At 71.3% G+C, this 19,421-nt stretch carries 17 protein-coding genes, 1 tRNA gene and 1 pseudogene; 12 read left to right on the top strand and 7 right to left on the bottom strand.

The genetic code is table 11. The features are described 5' to 3' along the window. Window positions 1-33 precede the first annotated feature (33 nt). Window positions 34-480, bottom strand: coding sequence for a hypothetical protein (locus tag ACLLJJ_RS11625; protein WP_434589658.1), 447 nt, complete (start codon window positions 478-480; stop codon window positions 34-36). 39 nt (window positions 481-519) lie between these two features. Beyond that, window positions 520-843, bottom strand: coding sequence for a hypothetical protein (locus ACLLJJ_RS11620; protein ID WP_434589655.1), 324 nt, complete (start codon window positions 841-843; stop codon window positions 520-522). Window positions 844-900: 57 nt separating this feature from the next. On the opposite strand from ACLLJJ_RS11620, the gene ACLLJJ_RS11615 reads away from it, so the two are divergent. From ACLLJJ_RS11615 to ACLLJJ_RS11605, 3 genes are read left to right on the top strand one after another with little or no spacing between them, the layout of a single operon-like run. After that, window positions 901-1,389 (top strand): GNAT family N-acetyltransferase, encoded by a 489-nt coding sequence (locus tag ACLLJJ_RS11615; RefSeq protein ID WP_434589653.1) that lies wholly within the window; start codon window positions 901-903, stop codon window positions 1,387-1,389. Next, a complete protein-coding gene (locus ACLLJJ_RS11610) occupies window positions 1,389-1,982 on the top strand; it encodes a DUF4291 domain-containing protein (protein WP_434589650.1) in 594 nt (197 codons plus the stop codon). The genes ACLLJJ_RS11615 and ACLLJJ_RS11610 overlap by 1 nt, the downstream gene beginning before the upstream one ends. Before the next feature lie 17 nt (window positions 1,983-1,999). Next, window positions 2,000-2,425 carry a RidA family protein gene (locus ACLLJJ_RS11605; RefSeq protein WP_434600378.1) on the top strand — a complete coding sequence of 142 codons (426 nt, stop codon included), beginning with the start codon at window positions 2,000-2,002 and terminating at the stop codon, window positions 2,423-2,425. Between the two features lie 564 nt (window positions 2,426-2,989). Here the strand turns inward: ACLLJJ_RS11605 and ACLLJJ_RS11600 are convergent. Further along, window positions 2,990-3,361, bottom strand: coding sequence for a hypothetical protein (locus ACLLJJ_RS11600; RefSeq protein WP_434589648.1), 372 nt, complete (start codon window positions 3,359-3,361; stop codon window positions 2,990-2,992). A gap of 71 nt (window positions 3,362-3,432) precedes the next feature. Further along, a complete protein-coding gene (locus ACLLJJ_RS11595) occupies window positions 3,433-3,885 on the bottom strand; it encodes a GNAT family N-acetyltransferase (protein WP_434589645.1) in 453 nt (150 codons plus the stop codon). 140 nt (window positions 3,886-4,025) lie between these two features. Between ACLLJJ_RS11595 and ACLLJJ_RS11590 the strand changes: the two genes are divergently transcribed. From ACLLJJ_RS11590 to ACLLJJ_RS11570, 5 genes are all read left to right on the top strand, one after another. Beyond that, window positions 4,026-6,674 (top strand): alpha/beta fold hydrolase, encoded by a 2,649-nt coding sequence (locus tag ACLLJJ_RS11590; RefSeq protein ID WP_434589642.1) that lies wholly within the window; start codon window positions 4,026-4,028, stop codon window positions 6,672-6,674. Then, window positions 6,671-7,555, top strand: coding sequence for an ABC transporter permease (locus ACLLJJ_RS11585; RefSeq protein WP_434589639.1), 885 nt, complete (start codon window positions 6,671-6,673; stop codon window positions 7,553-7,555). The genes ACLLJJ_RS11590 and ACLLJJ_RS11585 overlap by 4 nt, the downstream gene beginning before the upstream one ends. Window positions 7,556-7,689: 134 nt before the next feature. Further along, complete coding sequence (locus ACLLJJ_RS11580; protein ID WP_434589636.1) at window positions 7,690-9,381, top strand: vWA domain-containing protein; 1,692 nt, start codon at window positions 7,690-7,692, stop codon at window positions 9,379-9,381. A 129-nt stretch (window positions 9,382-9,510) separates the two neighbouring features. Beyond that, complete coding sequence (locus tag ACLLJJ_RS11575) at window positions 9,511-9,975, top strand: DUF1772 domain-containing protein (RefSeq protein ID WP_434589635.1); 465 nt, start codon at window positions 9,511-9,513, stop codon at window positions 9,973-9,975. A gap of 155 nt (window positions 9,976-10,130) precedes the next feature. Beyond that, a complete protein-coding gene (locus tag ACLLJJ_RS11570; protein WP_434589633.1) occupies window positions 10,131-11,603 on the top strand; it encodes an FG-GAP-like repeat-containing protein in 1,473 nt (490 codons plus the stop codon). 173 nt (window positions 11,604-11,776) lie between these two features. On the opposite strand, the pseudogene ACLLJJ_RS11565 reads toward ACLLJJ_RS11570, so the two are convergent. From ACLLJJ_RS11565 to ACLLJJ_RS11555, 3 genes and pseudogenes are all read right to left on the bottom strand, one after another. Further along, window positions 11,777-12,361: pseudogene (locus ACLLJJ_RS11565) on the bottom strand (class F sortase); the annotation flags it as partial. Window positions 12,362-12,392: 31 nt separating this feature from the next. Then, window positions 12,393-12,938 carry a hypothetical protein gene (locus ACLLJJ_RS11560; RefSeq protein WP_434589630.1) on the bottom strand — a complete coding sequence of 182 codons (546 nt, stop codon included), beginning with the start codon at window positions 12,936-12,938 and terminating at the stop codon, window positions 12,393-12,395. Between the two features lie 177 nt (window positions 12,939-13,115). Beyond that, window positions 13,116-13,191 (bottom strand) — tRNA-Arg (locus ACLLJJ_RS11555). 317 nt (window positions 13,192-13,508) lie between these two features. Between ACLLJJ_RS11555 and ACLLJJ_RS11550 the strand changes: the two genes are divergently transcribed. From ACLLJJ_RS11550 to ACLLJJ_RS11535, 4 genes are all read left to right on the top strand, one after another. Continuing rightward, window positions 13,509-15,113, top strand: a complete 1,605-nt coding sequence (locus ACLLJJ_RS11550) for a dynamin family protein (protein WP_434589628.1) — start codon at window positions 13,509-13,511, stop codon at window positions 15,111-15,113. 5 nt (window positions 15,114-15,118) lie between these two features. Continuing rightward, a complete protein-coding gene (locus tag ACLLJJ_RS11545) occupies window positions 15,119-16,939 on the top strand; it encodes a GTP-binding protein (RefSeq protein WP_434589625.1) in 1,821 nt (606 codons plus the stop codon). 197 nt (window positions 16,940-17,136) lie between these two features. Continuing rightward, a complete protein-coding gene (locus ACLLJJ_RS11540) occupies window positions 17,137-17,538 on the top strand; it encodes a single-stranded DNA-binding protein (protein WP_434589622.1) in 402 nt (133 codons plus the stop codon). A gap of 423 nt (window positions 17,539-17,961) precedes the next feature. Beyond that, window positions 17,962-19,377, top strand: a complete 1,416-nt coding sequence (locus tag ACLLJJ_RS11535; RefSeq protein ID WP_434589620.1) for a Cys-Gln thioester bond-forming surface protein — start codon at window positions 17,962-17,964, stop codon at window positions 19,375-19,377. Window positions 19,378-19,421: the final 44 nt, after the last annotated feature.

Below are 19,421 nucleotides of genomic sequence, written 5' to 3'. Positions count from 1 at the left end.
AGCGCCCCGGGCCGCGCTGCCCGACTGCGCCGGCTACTCGGCCACCGGCCAGAACTGCACCAGAGCCCACGCCTCCGGCTCCGTGCCCGTCCCGTCCAGGTCCAGGACGCCCGGGCGCCACGACACCCGGGCGTGCCACCGCCCCGGGGAAGGCACCCGGAAGACCTGTGACTTGCCGCCGGCGGCGATCTCGTCCACACCCAGCACGCCCGATGGCAGATCGAGCACGATGACATCGGTGCGCGGCCACTGCTCCCGCACGAACGGCGCGTCCCCGTCCCACGCCTCCAGCCTGAGCCGGGCGCCGAGAATGTCCTCGTCGCTCTCCAGATAGACCATCCCCGGCGTCGTACTCAGCCAGTGCCCAAGGGTGTGGGGGGAGGGCGGTCGCTCACCCGCGGCGCACGCCTCGTCGAGGAGCCCCACCAACCGGTGGTCGACCACGACATCCAGCTCGTGCGACACCAACAGCTCAGCCATGGAGACCTCCTGCGAATCTCTTCGTCGGGCGCGGCCAGGTTAGCGGGCATCGACCGAAACGTCAGTCCCGGCTGCGGACACCGCGACCACACCCGTGTCCCCCTCGATCCCGCTCGCGATCATCTTCCCCATCGGGGCGACCGCCAGCCGGCCCGAGACCACGATCGTGGCACTGATGGTCACCGCGGCCATCAGGCCACCGAGCCCCATCATGGTGTCGATGGGCACGGTGTACGCGCCCACCACCCGGACCACGCTCTCGCCCAGCAGCGTTTTCCGTGTTCTCGCTACGAAAAAGCCTGTCAGCCACACCTGTTGGCCGCGCAGAGTCGCGTGACCTGACCTGCGCGGGACATTTGTCATGGGAGGCGGGTGGAAAGGGTTGGCGGCCACCCGGCAGGGGAGGGCATGCTGGGCCCCATGTTGATCAGAGAAGCCACCCCTGAGGACTGGCCCGCCGTCTGGCCGTTCTTCCAGGAGATCGTCGCCGCGGGGGAGACACTCACATACCCGCTGGAGCTCGGCGAGGACGACGGCCGCGGCTGGTGGTACCTGCCCGCCCCGAACCGTACGGTCGTGGCCGTGGACGACGACGGCACGGTCCTGGGCACCGCCAAGATGAACCGCAACCACCAGGGCAACGGCTCGCACATCGCGAGCGCCACCTACCTGGTGGACCCGAAGCAGTCGGGCCGGGGTGTGGGCCGGGCGCTCGTCGAGCACAGCGTGGCGTGGGCGCGGGCGCAGGGGTACCGGGCGATGCAGTTCAACGCGGTGGTCGAGACGAACGTGTACGCAGTGAAGCTGTACGAGTCGATCGGCTTCAAGGTGATCGGCACGCTGCCCGAGGGCTTCAACCACCCCACGAAGGGCTACGTGGGCGTGCACATGATGCACCTGGCCCTCTGATGGAGCCGACCCACCGCATCCGAGCCCTGCACACGGAGACGACAGTCACCGTCTACCAGGCGTACGCCCCGTCCCTCGGCCTCCCGGCGGCCCGCGACGACCGCTTCCCGGCGGCCTGGAAGCGGGACCGCATGACGTGGATCAAACCGTCGTTCCTGTGGATGATGTACCGCTGCGGGTGGGGCGAGAAGGAGAGCCAGGAGACGGTCCTGGCGGTGGAGATCGCCCGTACCGGCTTCGAGTGGGCCCTGCGCAATGCTTGCATGTCGCACTACGTGCGTGGCCTGCACCCCGACGAGGCCACCTGGAAACGGGAGTTGAGGCGGGCGCCGGCCCGTGTCCAGTGGGACCCGGAGCGTGATCTGCACCTGAACGCACTGCCGCACCGCTCGCTCCAGCTCGGCCTGGCGGGCGAGGCGGCGGGCCGTTACGCGGACGAGTGGACGGTGTCCATCACCGACGTCACGCCCCTCGCCCGGCAGATCCACGCCCTGGTGCGCACCGGAGACCTGGACGCGGCGACGGCCCTGCTGCCGGAGGAAACGGCGTACCCGGCGGGGGACGAACTGCTGGGACACCTCACGGTGGGCTGAGGCGCCCCATTGTGACCCTGGGGCCGAGACCGGCGAGCGGCGAATGTCACGGGCGAAACGGGCTCACAGCTCGCCTCTCTCCGGACCAGCGGACCATCACTGTGGTCGAGACCGGTCGTACGGCCTACCTGGCGGGGCAGTGCCCGCTCGACCGACAGGGTTTCCTCGTCGGTCCGGACTCCCTGGACGAGCAGATCGATCAGGTCGCGGCGAACGCGCTGACCGCCCTGGCTGCGGTTGGGGCCCAGCCCCGGCATGTTGTGCGCTCGGTGATCTACGTGCGCAGCGACGACGCCCAGGTTCTGGGCGACGCGTGGCGGCGGCTCACCGGCTCGGTCGTCGGTCCGGCGTTCACCACCGCCAGCACCCTCCTGGGCGTCGCACAACTCGGCTTCGGTGGGCAGCTCGTTGAGGTGGATCTCACCGCATCACTGCCCGAGTGAGCATCGCGGTGTCGGACGGACACGCTTGGTCGGCCTCGGCTCAGGGACACGTCAGGGATATGTCAGGCGCGCGGGTGCCTGACCGGGACTGCCGACGGTGACTTCCGGCGTCAGTAGAGCGCGTCCAACTCGGATACGAGGGAGCGTAGTTCGCGGGCGGCCGGGCTTCGCAGGGCCAGCATTGCGCCCTCCAGGTTTTGGCGCGCGATACGCGGGTCCCCACAGCAGAGCCATTCCGTGCAGCCGGGGTAGTCGGGGTCCCAGCTCCTGCGACCTGGTTCGTGTACGAACCTGCGCCATCTCCGCAGCGATTGGCTGACGGCCCCGGCCCAGAGGTAGTTGCGGGTCTCCTCGATGCGGAGGATTTCGTACAGCGTCCGCCGTGAAACCCCGCTGATCGGACTCAGGTCATTTCTCCGGCACCGCCGCCGCACCGCGAGGTCGGCGCGGACCTGCTTGGGCCGCCTACGCGGCATGGCCTCCGTGTTGCGATGTCATGCGCGCGATGCTGCCATGCCAATCTCGGCACTGCCAGCACTTTTCCACCGGATGCGGCGTCTCGGATCAGACGCCGGCCAGGCCTGCCAGTACACCGAGCCCGAGCGGCAGCAGGAAGACGATGCACCCGTGCGCGGGCTGCCCCCTGTCCCATCGGCGCACGAAGGCGGCGAGTCCGGCCGTGACGATGCCGACGGTCGCCGCGTACAGCAAAGTGTCCTGCGACCACAGACCGCTCCACCCGTGGGTGAGCAGCGCTGTGAGCATCATCGTGCCGCCGAACAGCGCGGCCGCGGTCAGCGTGTCGCCGCCGGTGAACACCGGGGGGTGCGTGCTCCCGTGTCGCTGCCGGCGCCAGATCTGGGAGACCAGCACGCCGACCAGGACCATCTCGGCCGCCACGGCAAGCATGAACGACGCCTTGAACGCGATCTCCATGGGGCGATGCCCCCTCTCGTGCGTGCGGACGCCCAGGGTAGTGAGCAAGCGTCGGCCCGACGCGAGGCCCCTTACCCGAACGTCCAGGTCAGCATCGCGAACTCGCCGTCGTCCGCCGCCCGCGCCGAGCGGTACGTCGCCAGCGCCGCGTCGTTGTCCAGGTCCACCCCGACCCACATGTCGTAGCAGCCGAGCTCGCGCGCGTACGAGGCCAGGGCCTGGGTGAGGGCGCGGCCGACGCCCCGGCGGCGGTACGCCTCGGCGACCGACAGCTCGTACAGGCACATCTCGGTGCCCTTGTCCGGATGGTGCATCTCGATGCCCGAGACCATGCCGGCCGGCGCCCCGTCGACGTACGCGACGAGCATCAGATGGCCGGGCGCGGCCAGGAAGCGCTCGGCCCACTCGGGGCGGGCCGGGCCGTCGAAGAGGTGCTCGGCGGCGGTCAGCTCGGCCACCGTCGTCGCGCGCCGGATCCGGGTGGCCCGGGTGCTCTCCGGACGGGGGTCCGTACTGTTTCCCATGAGGCGCCTTCCTCCTGCCGGCCGGGGGCGTGACTACCACGGCCGCCGTATGCGGGCGGGGCTCTCTACTCCCTGAGGAGGTCGAAGAGTTCCCCCTGGCGGCAGCTTAGGGCGGGGTCGGGGCAGCTTAGGGTCCAGGTATGGATTTTCGAATTCCCCCCAGGCCCGGGCGGCGGGTGCTCCTCAGCACGGCCGCCGCCCTCGCCGTTCTCGTGGGTGCGGGCACCTGGACAGCCGTCGCATCCGACGGACAGCCCGCCGTGCACCACGAGCAGCGGACTATGAGTGTGGACGGGGCGAAAATCGACACCTCGTACTTCACGGCCGGCGGTGGTGACGGCGACGGCAAGCGCCCCGCGGTCCTCCTCGGCCATGGTTTCGGCGGCAGCAAGAACGATGTGAAGGCGCAGGCCAAGGGTCTGGCGCGGGAGGGTTACGCCGTCCTGACCTGGTCGGCGCGCGGCTTCGGCAGGTCGACCGGCGAGGTCGGGCTCAACGACCCGGACCGCGAGGTCAAGGACGTGTCGAAGATGATCGACTGGCTGGCCGGCCGCCCCGAGGTGCGGCTCGACGCCGCCGGTGACCCGCGCGTCGGCGTCAGCGGCTCCTCGTACGGCGGGGCCATCTCGCTGCTCGCCGCCGGTCACGACAAGCGCGTCGACGCGGTCGCCCCGCAGATCACCTACTGGAACCTCGCGGACGCGCTGTTCCCCGACGGGGTCTTCAAGAAGCTCTGGGCCGGGATCTTCATCAACACCGGCGGTGGCTGCGAGAAGTTCGAGAAGCGGCTGTGCGAGATGTACGAACGGGTCGCCGTGGCCGGGAAGCCGGACGCCGCGGCCCGCGACCTGCTGGAGGCCCGCAGCCCCTCGGCCGTCGGCGACCGCATCAAGGTGCCCGCGCTCATCGTGCAGGGCCAGAGCGACTCCCTCTTCCCGCTCGGCCAGGCCGACGCCATGGCCAAGGCCATCGGTGACAACGGCGCACCCGTCGCCGTCGACTGGATCTCCGGCGGCCACGACGGCGGCAACCGGGAGACGGCCCGGGTCGAGGGCCGGATCACCCGGTGGTTCGACCGCTACCTCAAGGAGGACAAGGGCGCCGACACCGGCCCCGCCTTCCGTGTCACCCGCACCGGGGGCGTCGACTCCACCAACGGCTCCGCCCAGCTGCGGGGCGCGTCCAGTGACAGCTACCCCGGCCTCGGAAGCGGTGGGAAGACCCTGAAGCTCGGCGGGAAGCGGGAGCAGACCTTCGCCAACCCGGCAGGCGCCGCGCCCCCGGCCATCTCCGCCGTCCCCGGCGTGGGCGCCCTGTCCCAGCTGTCCGGGCTCGGCGTCGGGCTCTCCCTCGACTTCCCCGGCCAGAACGCCCGCTTCGAGACCGCGCCGCTCACCTCCGACCTGCGCATCACGGGCAGCCCGACCGTCAAGGCCAGGGTCAAGTCGGACGGCGACGACGCGGTGCTCTTCGCCAAGGTGTACGACGTGAGCGCCGACGGCAGCCAGCAGGTGCTGCCCAGCCAGCTCGTCTCGCCCATCAGAGTCATCGGTTCCGGCGCCAAGGACGGCGCCACCGTCGACCTCACACTCCCGGCGATCGACCGCGAGGTCAGGGCCGGACACCGGCTGCGCGTAGTCCTCGCCACCACCGACCTCGGATACGCCTCCCCGGTCGAGCCGGCGAAGTACACCGTCTCCCTCGAAGGCGACCCGGCGCTGACCGTGCCCACCGCGCCCGGCGCGAAGACCCAGGCGACCCCGCTGCCCTGGTGGGTCTGGGGGCTGCCCGCAGCGGGCCTGGCCGTGGCCGTGCTGCTGCTGCTCACCGCCCGGCGACGCACCGTCGCGCCCGCGCCCGACCCGGCGCTCGCCGAGGTGCCGCTGCTGATCACGGACCTGGCCAAGCGGTACGCGAAGTCCGCCGACCGGTACGCCGTACGCGACCTCTCCTTCCGGGTCGAGAAGGGCCAGGTGCTCGGGCTCCTCGGGCCGAACGGCGCCGGCAAGACCACCACGCTGCGCATGCTGATGGGCCTCATCAGGCCCGACAGCGGCGAGATCCGCGTCTTCGGGCAGGCCATCAGGCCGGGCTCGCCCGTCCTGTCGCGCGTCGGCTCGTTCGTCGAGGGCGCCGGCTTCCTGCCGCACCTCACCGGCCGCGCCAACCTCGACCTGTACTGGCAGGCCACCGGCCGCCCCACCGAGGACTCCCACATCGAGGAGGCCCTGAAGATCGCGGGGCTCGGCGACGCGCTGGGGCGGGCCGTACGGACGTACTCACAGGGCATGCGGCAACGCCTCGCCATCGCCCAGGCCATGCTCGGCATGCCGGACCTGCTCATCCTCGACGAGCCGACCAATGGCCTCGACCCGCCGCAGATCCGTGAGATGCGCGACGTGATGATCAAGTACGCGGCTGGCGGGCGGACCGTCATCGTCTCCAGCCACCTCCTCGCGGAGGTCGAGCAGACCTGTACCCATCTGGTCGTCATGGACCGTGGACGGCTGATGCAGGCCGGCCCCGTCGCGGAGATCACCGGCGGCGGCGACACGCTGCTCGTGACGGTGGACGGCGATGTGACGGACGCGGTGGCCGGGAAGGTCGCCGCGCTGCCGGGCATCGTGTCCGCCGTACGGACCGAAGAAGGCCTGCTGGTACGGCTGGACGGCGCATCGCCGAGCGCGCTCATCGGCGAACTCGTCCGGCTGGACGTGCCGTTGACGGGTGTCGGGCCGAACCGTCGCCTGGAGGACGCGTTCCTCACCCTGATCGGAGGCTCCGCGTGAGCAGCAACAACAGCACTCTTGTAGAGCCCGTGGAGCCTGTGGTGTCCGCCCCCGGATACCGGGCCGGTCACACCCTCCCGCTGCGTGTGGAAGCCATGCGGCAGTGGCGCAGGCGGCGCACCATGGTCATGGCGCTGATCCTCGGCGCCCTGCCCCTCGTCCTGATCGTGGCCTTCGCGATCGGCGGCTCGCCCGAGGCGGAGGGCGGCCGGGTCACCCTGATGGACACCGCCACCGCGTCCGGCGCCAACTTCGCCGCGACGTGCCTGTTCGTCTCGGCGGGCTTCCTGCTGGTGGTGCCGGTGGCGCTGTTCTGCGGGGACACGGTCGCGTCCGAGGCCGGCTGGTCCTCGCTGCGCTATCTGCTGGCGGCGCCCGTGCCCCGCGCCCGGCTGCTGTGGAGCAAGCTCACCGTGGCGCTGGGCTTCAGCCTGGCGGCGATGGTGCTGCTGCCGGTCGTGGCGCTGTTGGCGGGATCGATCGCGTACGGCTGGGGCCCGCTGGAGCTGCCGACGGGCGGCTCGCTGCCCGCCGGGGACGCGCTGCCGCGCCTCGCGGTCGTCGTCGCCTTCATCTTCGTCTCCCAACTGGTCACCGCCGCGCTGGCGTTCTGGCTGTCGACGAAGACCGACGCCCCGCTGGGCGCGGTCGGCGGCGCGGTCGGGCTGACCATCGTCGGCAACGTCCTCGACCAGGTCACCGCGCTCGGTTCCTGGCGCGACTTCCTGCCCGCGCACTGGCAGTACGCCTGGGCGGACGCGCTCCAGCCGGAGCTGGAATGGGGCGGCATGCTCAAGGGCGGGGCCGTCTCGGTGACATACGCGCTGGTGCTCTTCGCCCTCGCCTTCCGGGGGTTCAGCCGGAAGGACATCGTTTCCTGACCCGGGCCGCCGCCGGCTCTCCCCCTTTCCCCGCGCCGTTGCCGCATCGAGATCCATCCGCAACTCCTTCGACTGCATTTTCGGGCCGCCCGATACGTCACATTGGCAAGTGCTGACGATCCAGGGGGTGCGGGATGAAGGTCTGCGCAAGGACTTACGCGAGGACTTGTGAGAGGACGCGCAGAGGGCTCGTGGCGGGGGTGCTCGCGGGCGGCCTGCTGCTCGCCGGCTGTACCGGCACCGGCGGCGAAGCGGCCAAGAGCGCACGCGGGGGCGGGAGCCAGGCCGATGGCAGGAGCGGCGGGAAGGGCGGCAGCGGCGGGGCCGGTGGGCAGTACGCGCCCGCCCCGGGGCAGCCGTCCGCCGCTCCGGGGCCGCAGGACGGCGCGGAGGGGGAGCGGAAGGCACCGGACGTCGTACCGCCGCCGGACTACCTGTCGACCTTCGCGCTGGATGTGGACACCGCGTCCTACGGCTACGCGCGACGCGCGCTGGCCGACGGGCAGTTGCCCGCGCCGGACACCGTACGGCCGGAGGAATTCGTCAACAGCTTCCGGCAGGACTACCCGCGGCCGGACGGCGACGGATTCTCCGTGACGGTGGACGGGGCGCGGATGCCGGGCGCGGACCGTGCCGGTGAGACCGATGAACACGCCGACGGGGAGACCCACCGAAACGGCGACGCGGCCTGGTCGCTCGTACGCGTCGGACTCGCCACCAGGGGCGAGCAGTCCGGGCGCGAACGCCCGCCGGCCGCCCTCACCTTCGTCGTCGACATCTCCGGCTCCATGGCCGAGACCGGCAGGCTGGACCTCGTCCGCACCTCGCTCGGCATCCTCACCGACGAGCTGCGCTCCGACGACTCGATCGCCCTGGTCACCTTCAGCGACCGGGCGGAGACCCGGCTGCCGATGACCCGGGTCGGCGACAACCGCGACCGGATCCACGACATCGTCGACAACCTGGAACCCACCGACTCCACCAACGTCGAGGCGGGCATCAAGGCCGGCTACGACGAGGCGGTCGAGGCCCGCAGGTCCGGCGCGACCAACCGCGTCGTGCTGCTGTCCGACGCCCTCGCCAACACCGGCGAGACCTCGGCCGACGCGATCCTGGACCGGATCGACAACGCCCGCCGCGAGCACGGCATCACGCTCTTCGGCGTCGGCGTCGGCAGCCAGTACGGGGACGCGCTGATGGAACGCCTCGCGGACAAGGGCGACGGGCACACGACGTACGTCTCGAACGAGGAGGAGGCCAGGAAGGTCTTCTGCGACCAACTGCCCGCGCACATCGAGCTGCGAGCACGGGACGCCAAGGCGCAGGTGGCGTTCGACCCACAGACGGTGAAGCAGTTCCTGCTGATCGGCTACGACAACCGGCAGGTCGCTGACGAGGACTTCCGCGACGACCGGGTGGACGGCGGCGAGGTGGGCCCCGGCCACACGGTGACCGCGCTGTACGCCGTACGGATGCGCCCCGGCGCTTCAGGACATGTGGCGACGGCGAGCGTGCGCTGGCTGGACCCCAAGTCGCGCTCCCCGCACGAGGAGTCGGGGGGCGTCGAGACGGACGCGATCGACGGCGCGCTGTGGGGCGGCGATGACAGCACCGGCGCCGACGGCGCCGAATCCACTTCCTCACGGCTCCAAGTGACTGCGGTCGCCGCGTACTTCGCGGACGAACTGCGCGGGGGCGCGCTGCCGGGAGCGCCCGGCCTGAGCGAACTGAACAAGCAGGCGAAGGCGTTGGCGCGCCGCACCGAGGACGGCGCGGTGCGGAAGCTGGCGGAAGCGGTCGGGCAGGCGAGCCGACTGAAGGGCTGACGGGCTGAAGAGCTGACGGGCTGAGGAACGCAGGGGAGCGGGGGCGGGGTCGGGGGCGAGTGGCAACGTACGTCCGAATTTTCGAAAAGGCGGCTGCGCCCTCGCTCCCACCGGATGATGATGTCCGGCATGGCGCCTCTTCTGCTCGGTCTCGCGATCGTCTCCACCGGCCTGTACGCCGGTTTCATGCTCGTTTTCCTGACCGGGATCATGCCCGCTCTGGGTCGGCTCACGGACGAGCAGTTCGTCGCGGCGATGCGTCGTATCAACGAGGACATTCCGCGTGCCGTGTTCGTGACGGTCATGCTCGCGTCGGTCGCCTTCCCGGTGGCCGCACTCGTCGTCCCGGTCGATGAACGGACGGGGACCGGGACGGCGTTGCTGATCGCCGGGCTGGTGTGCGTGTTCCTCAACCACCTGATCACCGCGGCCGGAAACATCCCCCTCAACAACGCGCTCGCGGCGTCCGAGGCCCTGGGCACCGCCGACCACGAGGTGCGCGAGGCGTTCGAAGCCCGCTGGAACCGCCTGCACCTGACGCGGACGCTGCTGGTGACGGCGGGCTTCGCCCTGGTGGTCGCCGCCGCGCTGTAGCCCTGGGTACTTAGGGCCCCGGGTCGCGCGGTCTCCGGCCCCACCACCTCGGAGGAAGCGCTTTCCGTACAACCTTCTGCCAGGCCCGGGTGTCTGGTGTGACGTGTGCGGGGGCACCGTCCGAAGCTGCCTCCTCTGTTATTCAAGGAGTCAGCGTGCCTTCCACAGCCTTCCGAACCGGTGTGACCGCCGTGGCCCTCGCCGCCGCCGTGGTGTCCGCCGTCGTCGCCGTACCGGCGGTCGCGTCGGCCGCACCCCCCGTCGCGCCCACCAGGGCGGACGACTTCAACGGCGACGGTTACGCGGACGTCGCGTTCGCCGCGCCGTCGGCCACCGTCAACGGCAAGGCGAAGGCGGGCTATGTCGCGGTGATGTACGGCTCGGCGACCGGCCTCAAGGCCGCGTCCAAGCAGGTCTTCCACCAGGACACCGCCGGGATCCCGGACACCGCGGAGGCCGGGGACACCTTCGGCGGGTCGGTCACCACCGCCGACCTCGACCGTGACGGCTACGCCGACCTGGTCGTCGGGGCCATCGGAGAGGACACCGGGACAGTTTCCAACACCGGTTCGCTGTCGGTCATTTGGGGCGGTGCGAAGGGCCTGTCCGGCGGTGCGACGCTGGTGACCGGCGAGGAGGAGTACGACGCGGTCGGCAGCCTGACCAGGGTCGGGGACTTCGACGGCGACGGCGCCACGGACGTCGTGACCATCGCGGGATCCCACCATCTCCGGGTCCTCTCGGGCCCGTTCGGCCGTGACGGCTCGGCGCGCGCCACCGCCGAGATCCGCGACCTCAACGACCTCCGCTTCCTCGACACCGCCGCGGCCGATGTGAACGGCGACGGTACGACCGACTTCGTGGCCGTGGTCAACGACGGCGACGAGTTCGACGCCCGGCGGATCCTCTACTGGCGCGGTACGTCGCAGGGCCTGGCCCCGGTCTCGACGGTCAACGGCGCCAACGGCCACTGGATCCAGGGCGGCGAGCACCTGGCCACCGGTGACGTCAACAAGGACGGCTTCGCGGACATCGTTGTCGGCCGCGCGATCGACGGCTACGACAGCGACCTGGACACCCCGCTCGCCAAGGGCGGCATGGTCACGTACGTCCCCGGAGGCGCCACGGGCCCGCGGGGCGCCAAGGCGAAGGCCTTCAACCAGGACACCGCGGGCGTCCCGGGCGCGGCCGAGAGCTCCGACGGCTTCGGCTCGTCGGTCTCCGTCAGCGACACGAACGGCGACGGTTACGGCGACATCGCGGTCGGCGTCCCCGGCGAGGCCCTGGGCACCCTCAAGGCCGCCGGTACGGTCACGATTCTGCGCGGCGCCGCCGGCGGACCGACCGGCACCAAGGCGCAGGGCTTCAACCAGGACACCCCGCTGATCGGTGGCGCGGCCGAGGCCGGTGACCGCTTCGGCGGCGCGGTCAAGCTGGTGGACACGAATGCCGACGGCCGCTCGGAGCTGGTCGTGGGCGCGCCGGGCGAGAACGCGGGTGCGGGCTCCGTATGGGTCCTGCCCGGCACCGCGGCGGGCATCACCGCCACGGGGTCCTTCACCTTCGGCGCCGGGACGCTGGGCACGGTCGCGCCGGGCGCGGCCCTGGGGGCGTCCTTCAACCGCTGAGGTCCGGACCGCCCGGGGGAACTCCGGCCGCTGAGGCCGTGGTTCGCCCGGGGGAGGCTTCAACCGCGGGGCGTGGACGGCGCTGCTCGGGCAAGGAACCCCGCCGCGACGGGGGATGCGCGGCGGGGCTCCCCCGTCGACTGCCCCGGTTTCGGCGGGGCATGCGCCGGCTGTCGAACTTCTGTCATCAGGGCGTAGAGCACGACGTTGCCCTCGTACCCGGCTTTCTTCGAGTAGCCGCCGCCGCAGGTGATGAGCCGCAGCTCGGGCAGGCCCGTGTTGCCGTAGACGCGCTTGGCGGGGAAGCCGTCCTTCGGGACGACCTCGATGCCGTAGATCTCGAAGACGGCGATACGGCCGTCCTCGCGGGCCACCTCGATGTGCTTGCCCTTCTTCAGGGCGCCGAGGCCGTAGAAGACGGCGGGACCCGCGTCACTGTCGACGTGCCCGACCAGTACGGACGTACCGCCTTCGCCGGGGGTGACGGCGCCGGTGTAGAGCCCCGCGAGGTTCTTGGCGTCCTTGGGCGGCGCGTCCAGCCAGCCGTCGGCGTCCAGGCCGACATCGGTGAGGGGCGCGTCGACCTGTATCTCCGGAATCCTGACCCGTTCGGGCCGTGAGCGGGGGAGGGGGTCGGCCGGCGGTGTGTCGGTACGGAGCACAGCGGCCCCCGCGTCGGGCTGCGGTGGCCCGTCGGTGGCCTCGGAGGTGCCGTTGCGTATGAGCAGGAACCCGGCGAGCACCGCCAGCACGACCATCGCCCACGAACCGCGCCGCCGTGACACCGGCTCAGGCGCTGTCACCGGCGCTGCCGCTCCGGCGGCGGCTGAGATACACCCCGAAGCCCAGGGCGCCGGCGAGTACGGCGGAGCCCACGGCGATCTGGACGGGGTCGGCATCGGAGAAACTGCCGCCCGCACCGGCCTTGACGCCCTTGTGCACGCGGTCCCCGGTCCCGGCACTGGTGTTCGGGTGCTGGTTGCCCCCGGCGATGGTGAGGGTCGTGGTCCCCTTCTCGCCCTTGCACTCGAACGTCACGTCGTACTGGGCACCGGGCTTGGCGTCCGGGTAGACCTGCGCGGTCCCCGGCTTTCCCTCGTTCAGCGTGACGTCGTCGAAGACCGGCGCCATCACCTTCACGGTCGGCACCTGGCATTCGGTGGCATTCAGGGTGACGGTGCCACCGGCCGCGATGGTCGAGGGGGCGACGGTGAAGCCGAAGGAGGTGATGTTGTTGTTCCCGTCCTCCGCGGCAGCAACCGGCACGGCGAAGGAGAGGGCGGCGATACCGAGCAGAGCGGTGGAAACGACACCTGGGGCACCTATGGAACGCACAGCGAATCCTCCAGATCTCAAGGGGGCAATAACCCCTTTGCTTCACAGAAGGCTAGGTTTGCGCACGGGAACCGACCACTCGGGTCGTCCGAACGGCTTACGCGGACCGGCCGCGCCTCGACCGGCCGGAAGCCGGTCGGACCTGCGAAAAAACCCTCCACGGGGGAGGGTCGGATGTGGTGCCCCCGGCAGGACTCGAACCTGCGGCCAAGCGCTTAGAAGGCGCCTGCTCTATCCACTGAGCTACGGGGGCCGGATCGTGGCCTCGGTGGCCTGGGGCCCCGACTGGGTGGGACCTTGACCTTGCCGGGGTCAAGGATAGGGCTCCGATCGCCTTGGCCCGGTTGCTTCGCCTGCGTGGCACGATGTGGAGGTTCGGTGAAGCGACCCCGATAATCGCAGGCGAGTGCGAATCCCGCAGCGCTTTTGGCCTCTCGCGCCCCGGGTGTTGTGCACTCGTTATGCCTGCGCCCCACTCGTCCCGTCTGTCCCTGTGTCCCAATCGGCGCGCAGAGGGCCCATAGGCTTCAAAAACCAACTAAAATTGGGCATTCTTCGCATGTGGTGACCTTGGACGCACGGCCTCAGTTGATCGACGCACTTTCCGCCCTGCGCGACCGTGTCGCCGCCGTGCGCCTTCCGCTCCCCCTTCCGGGGGCTCCGCGGGCACGGCAGACACAGGTCGAGTTGCTCGCACAGCTAGACGACTATCTGGTGCCCCGGCTGAGACAGCCTGAAGCGCCACTGCTCGTTGTCATCGGTGGATCCACCGGAGCGGGCAAGTCGACGCTCGTCAACTCCCTTGTGGGGAGGCGGGTCAGCGCGGCCGGGGTGCTGCGGCCCACCACGCGGACGCCCGTGCTGGTGTGCCACCCCGACGACCACCACTGGTTCGCGGGACTACGCGTACTGCCGCAGCTCACGCGCGTGTGGCAGCCGCAATCACAGTCGCAGCAGGAGGACGCGGCCATCGAGGGGGCGCAGGCCGAGGACGACGGGAACGCGCTCCGGGTCGAGACCGCGGAGACCCTGCCGCGCGGGCTCGCCCTGCTCGACGCGCCCGACATCGACTCCCTGGTCGCGGGCAATCGGGTACTGGCCGCCGAACTCATCTGCGCCGCCGATGTGTGGGTGATGGTGACGACCGCCTCGCGGTACGCCGACGCTGTGCCGTGGCATCTGCTGCGTACCGCCAAGGAGTACGACGCCACCCTCGTCACCGTTCTCGATCGGGTGCCCCACCAGGTCATCGCCGAGGTGTCACGCCAGTACGGCGCGCTGCTGGCCAAGGCGGGGCTCGGCGAGGTGCCGCGGTTCACCATCCCCGAGCTGCCCGAATCGGCGGGTGGCGGCACCGGGCTGCTGCCCTCCACCGCCGTCGCGCCACTACGGGCCTGGCTGACACACCGGGCGCAGGACCCGGCGGCCAGGCAGCAGGCCGTCAGCCGCACCGCGACCGGAGTCATCGACTCGCTGGACGCCCGGATGCCCGAACTCGCCGGAGCGGTCGCCGCGCAGTACGCGGCAGCCGTACGGCTCACCACGGCGGTCGAGAGCGCTTACCACAAGGAGGGCGCGCGGGTACGTCGACGGCTCCAGCGCGGCGCGGTGCTGTCCGGGGACGCGCTCACCCGTTGGCGCGGCCATCCGCTGGACAGCAGCGCGGGTGAACTGCTCGACTCGCTCGTCGAGAGCCTCACCGCGCTGCTGCAGTGCGCCGTGGCCGCCGCGGACGAGCACGTGGGCGAGGTGTGGCGGCGTGAGCCCGCCGCGGGCGCCGTGCCGCTCGATGTGCCGGACCGGGAGGCCGGTGAGCGCATCGGGATGGCCGCGCGGCGCTGGCGCCGGGTGCTGGAGGAACTCGCCGAGGAGGAGTCGCGGGACCTGGACCGGCCCGCCGCGCCGGACCCCGAGACCGTGGCGGCGCTGCTCTCGGCCGCGCTGCTGGGCGGGCGCCGGGCGCGCGGCGCGGGGGAGCGGCTGGCCGAGCGGATCGGAGTGATCGCCGCGCTGCGGCTGCGCGACAAGGGCGAGGAACTGCTCACCGCGTGCATCGACCGCGTACTCAACGCCGAGCGCGACCGGCGGCTCGCGCCGCTCGACGCCCTCGAAGTGACCCCGGAACCGCAGGCCGACCTGATCGCCGCGCTTTCCCTACTGCAGAAGGAGAAGTGATCCGCATGACCGAGGTGGTCAGTGATCAGACGGACCGAACGGATCGAGCGGAAGGTTCGGATCGTGCGGACCTTTCGGATCGGGTGGCGGGCCGCCCCGTGGGGCGCTGGGACGACGGGTTGATCGCCCGCCGGTCCGCCGGGCGCACGGCGGAAGCCGCCGGCGCGCAGGACGAAGCCGTGCGCCCTGCGGACGAACCGTACGACGACGACCTTCCGCGCGGCGGCACATACGGCCGTGAGCTGCGTGGACGACTCGACGCGCTGCGCGAACTCGTGGGCCTCTCCCGTACCCGGCTCGACGGCGGGACCCTTGCCGAGGCGGGGCGCGTACTCGACGAGGCGGCGGCCCGGCAGGGGCTGTCCGCCCAGCACACCGTCGTCGCCATCGCGGGCGCCACCGGCAGCGGCAAGTCGACGCTCTTCAACAACCTCGCAGGGGTGTCCATCTCCGAGACGGGGCTGCGCCGGCCGACGACCTCGGCGCCCATCGCGTGCAGTTGGACGGACGGCGCGGCCGGGCTGCTCGACCGGCTGGGCATCCCGGGGCGACTGCGCCGCAGGCCCCTGAAGCTGGGTGAGCCCGACGAGGCGATGCGCGGGCTGGTCCTCGTCGACCTGCCCGACCACGATTCGGCGATGACCACGCACCGGGACCAGGTCGACCGGGTGCTCAAGCTGGTCGACGCGGTCATCTGGGTCGTCGACCCGGAGAAGTACGCGGACGCGGTGCTGCACGAGCGCTATCTGCGGCCTCTGGCCGGCCACGCGGAGATCACCTTCGTGGTGCTCAACCAGGTGGACCGGCTGCCGGGCGACGCCGCCGACCAGGTGCTCGACGATCTGCGCAGGCTCCTCGACGAGGACGGCATGGCGCTCGGCGAACACGGCGAGCCCGGTGCCACGGTGCTGTCGCTGTCGGCCCTGACCGGCGAGGGCATTGGCGAACTGCGCGAAATGCTGGGCCAGTTCGTGCAGGAGCGCGGGGCCGCCGGGCGCCGCATGTCCGCCGATGTGGACGCCGCGGCGATCGGGCTGCGCCCCGTCTATGTGGCCGACGGGCAGCGCCCTGAGCTGGGGGAGGGGGCGCGCGAGGACTTCGCCGACCGGCTCGCGGAGGCGGTGGGCGCGGCGGCCGTCGGGGAGGCGGCGGAGCGCGAGTGGCGCAGGAACGCGGGGCGGGCGTGCGGGACGCCGTGGCTGCGGCTGTGGCGCTGGTACGAGGCCAGACGCGACCCGATGAGCAGTACGGAATCCGCGTCCGGCGAGGCCGCGGAGGAGGAAGAGGTCACCGCCAGGCAGCGCGTCGAGCAGGCCGTCCGCACGGTGGGCGACGAAGCGGCGGCCGGGCTGCCCGCGCCGTGGGCGCAGGCGGTACGGGAGTCCGCGGTGCGCGGCGCCGCGGGGCTGCCCGAGGAGCTGGACGCGCTGGCGGTGACGGCCGGCGTGCCGCACGGCAGGCCGCCCCGGCCGGGCTGGTGGCCCGCCGCGGTGCTGGCACAGGCGTCGATGACGCTGCTTCAGATCTACGGCGGACTGTGGCTGGTGGGCCAGATCGTCGGCGCCCTGGAGCCGGGCCTGCTGCCGCCCTTCCTGGTCATGCTGGCCGGGGTCGTCGGCGGGCCCGTCGTGGAGTGGTCGTGCGGGGTGGCGGCCAGGGGGCCGGCGCGCCGGTACGGGCAGGAGGCCGAGCGGCGGCTGCGGGACGCGGCGGCCGGGAGCGGACGGGCGCGAGTGCTCGACCCTGTCTCGGCGGAGCTGTTGCGCTACCGCGAGGTGCGCGAGCAGTACGTGGCGGTGACCGGGTTGTCCACAACCGGCCGGTAGTCCACAGGCTCCAGCAGGCTCGCCCCGTCCGGTCCAGCATGAGAACAGCACGACGGAAGAACAGCACGACAGCACGACCGGACGAAGGACCACTGAACAACGGCGAGCACTCCTCACGGATGCCGGACGACCGACGACCGACGATCGGCGACCGGTGATCGATGAGGGATCGCTGGTGACGGACGGGGGCGGTTGGTATGAGTGAGACCTGGGTGACGGTGGTGGGCAACGCCGCGACGAGCGTGGACTACCGGGATTCCACGGCGGGCGGCGTGGCCAGATTCCGGCTCGCGGTGACGCCGCGGTACTGGGACCGGCAGAAGGAGAGTTGGTCGGACGGGCACTCCAGCTTCTACACCGTGTGGGCGCGGCGCTCGCTGGCGATGAACCTGGCCGGTTCGGTCTCGGTCGGTGAACCGCTGCTGGTGTACGGCAGGTTGAGGGTGCGCGACGAGGAGCGGGACGGGCAGCGCAGGTTCTCCGCGGACATCGACGCGCTGTCGGTCGGGCACGACATCACACGGGGGACATCGGCGTTCAGACGTGTGGTGAAGGGGGACCCGCTGCTGACGGAGCGGCCGAAGACATCGGTGGCCTGACGCTCCGGACGCGGTGGCAGCTTCAGGCGCGCGGGGTCGGAACTTCAGGGGGTGCGGGGCGGGAATTTCAGGGTGTGCGGAGTCGGAACTTCAGGGCCGAACGGAGTGGGAAGTCAGGGGAGCGTGGGGTGGGTGGTGCGGGTGGTGCAGGGGGCCTCGCGAGGCCAATGCCCCCGGGCGGGGCAGGCGTGATGCCGCCACAACGTGGCTTATTCGAACAGTGATTTATCGACATCCCCAGCTCAGAGGGGGTGTGGCGATAACGATTCCGATTCGGAATGCCCATGTGACGGCATGACAGGGGGCTGTCGTTCTGCGCGTCCTTAAGATTCCCGGATACTCACGGGGCACTTGAGTCTGCCGGCGAGGCACTCCCCACACTCGCATCACCATGCGAAAGAGCCTCGCCCGAAGGGGAATTCTGTGTTTTCTGCGCTTTCTGTACGGAGGCGGAGCTCCGCCCGTCTGGCCGCCGCGCTCGTGGCCACGGGCCTCGTCGCAGCGGGGGCGATGGTCACCGCGGGACCCGCCGCCGCGGACGAGACTCCGCAGCACCAGGGCGGCGCGGTGGCCACCCTCGACGGTCTGAAGACCTACGACAAGGCCGTCATACGTACGGGTGGGCAGGATCAGCAGATACCGGCCGGCCTCTTCGAAATGACCGTCGACGGCGGCGGCAAGCTCAAGACGTACTGCGTCGACATCCATCGCGCGACCCAGGAGCAGGCGAAGTACCTGGAGAGTTCCTGGGACCAGACGTCGCTCGGCAGCAACCGCGACGCCGGCAAGATCCGCTGGATTCTGGACCACTCCTACCCGCAGGTGGACGACCTGAGCGCGCTGGCCGAGAAGGCCGGGGTCGCCTCGCTCACCGAGCAGACCGCCGCGGCCGGTACCCAGGTCGCGATCTGGCGCTACTCCGACCACGTCAAGGTCGACGCGCTCGACCCCAGGGCGGAGAAGCTCGCCGACTTCCTGGAGCGCGGCGCGCGCGGCGGCTCCGAGCCCAGGGCGTCGCTGACCCTGGAGCCGAACGCGGTCTCCGGCAAGCCCGGGGAGAAGGTCGGTCCCGTCACGGTCCGAACCGGCGCGGGCCGCGTCACCGTGACCCCGCCCGCCGACGCGGCCGGTGCCGGCGTCAAGGTCGTCGGCAAGAACGGCAAGCCCCTCACCACCGTCGTCAACGGCAGCGAGCTCTACTTCGACGTCCCCGCCGACGCGGCCGACGGCTCGATGTCGCTGACCGTGCAGGCCACCACCTCGGTTCCGGTCGGGCGGGCCTTCGCGGGGACCACCCAGAGCCAGACCCAGATCCTGGCCGGCTCCAGCGTGTCCACCGTCTCCGCCGCGGCCACCGCCACCTGGGCGAAGGCGGGCGCGATCCCCGCGCTGACGGCCCGGAAGAACTGCGCCAAGAGCGGCGTGGACATCACCGCGACCAACAAGGGCGACGAGCCGTACATCTTCGAGCTCAGGGGCTCCAAGCACACCGTCGGCGCCGGCCAGTCGCGGACGGTGACCATCCCGGTCCAGGAGGACCAGGCGTACGACTTCACCATCGAGGGCCCCGGCGGCTTCGAGAAGAACTTCAAGGGCGTCCTGGACTGCCGGACCTCGGGCGCCGTGGGCACCGGCACCATGGACCAGCCCGAGAACCGGCCCAGCCCCGCCACGGCCGGTGACGCGCCGCTCGGCAGCGACGACGGTCTCGACCTCGCCGAGACAGGCAGCTCCAACGCGACCCCGATGATCGCGGGGGTGGCGATCGGGTTCGTGGTGATCGGCGGGGCGGCGGTCTTCTTCCTCCGCAAGAAGCAGACGGACACCACCGGGGAGTGAGCGCTCCCCGCGCCGGGGGTGAGCGACGTCCGCCGAATGCCGGG

Source organism: Streptomyces sp. A5-4 (assembly GCF_051131715.1).
Taxonomy (GTDB): Bacteria; Actinomycetota; Actinomycetes; order Streptomycetales; family Streptomycetaceae; genus Streptomyces.
Note: the sequence above shows the minus strand (reverse complement) of the source record. Positions and strands in the feature narration are given on the sequence as shown.

Coding starts and splice junctions, on each gene's coding strand:
- ACLLJJ_RS11615 (WP_434589653.1), top strand. CDS start 901: ATGTTGATCAGAGAAGCCACCCCTGAGGACTGGCCCGCCGTCTGGCCG.
- ACLLJJ_RS11610 (WP_434589650.1), top strand. CDS start 1,389: ATGGAGCCGACCCACCGCATCCGAGCCCTGCACACGGAGACGACAGTC.
- ACLLJJ_RS11620 (WP_434589655.1), bottom strand. CDS start 843: ATGACAAATGTCCCGCGCAGGTCAGGTCACGCGACTCTGCGCGGCCAA.
- ACLLJJ_RS11580 (WP_434589636.1), top strand. CDS start 7,690: ATGAAGGTCTGCGCAAGGACTTACGCGAGGACTTGTGAGAGGACGCGC.
- ACLLJJ_RS11595 (WP_434589645.1), bottom strand. CDS start 3,885: ATGGGAAACAGTACGGACCCCCGTCCGGAGAGCACCCGGGCCACCCGG.
- ACLLJJ_RS11600 (WP_434589648.1), bottom strand. CDS start 3,361: ATGGAGATCGCGTTCAAGGCGTCGTTCATGCTTGCCGTGGCGGCCGAG.
- ACLLJJ_RS11590 (WP_434589642.1), top strand. CDS start 4,026: ATGGATTTTCGAATTCCCCCCAGGCCCGGGCGGCGGGTGCTCCTCAGC.
- ACLLJJ_RS11575 (WP_434589635.1), top strand. CDS start 9,511: ATGGCGCCTCTTCTGCTCGGTCTCGCGATCGTCTCCACCGGCCTGTAC.
- ACLLJJ_RS11540 (WP_434589622.1), top strand. CDS start 17,137: ATGAGTGAGACCTGGGTGACGGTGGTGGGCAACGCCGCGACGAGCGTG.
- ACLLJJ_RS11625 (WP_434589658.1), bottom strand. CDS start 480: ATGGCTGAGCTGTTGGTGTCGCACGAGCTGGATGTCGTGGTCGACCAC.
- ACLLJJ_RS11545 (WP_434589625.1), top strand. CDS start 15,119: ATGACCGAGGTGGTCAGTGATCAGACGGACCGAACGGATCGAGCGGAA.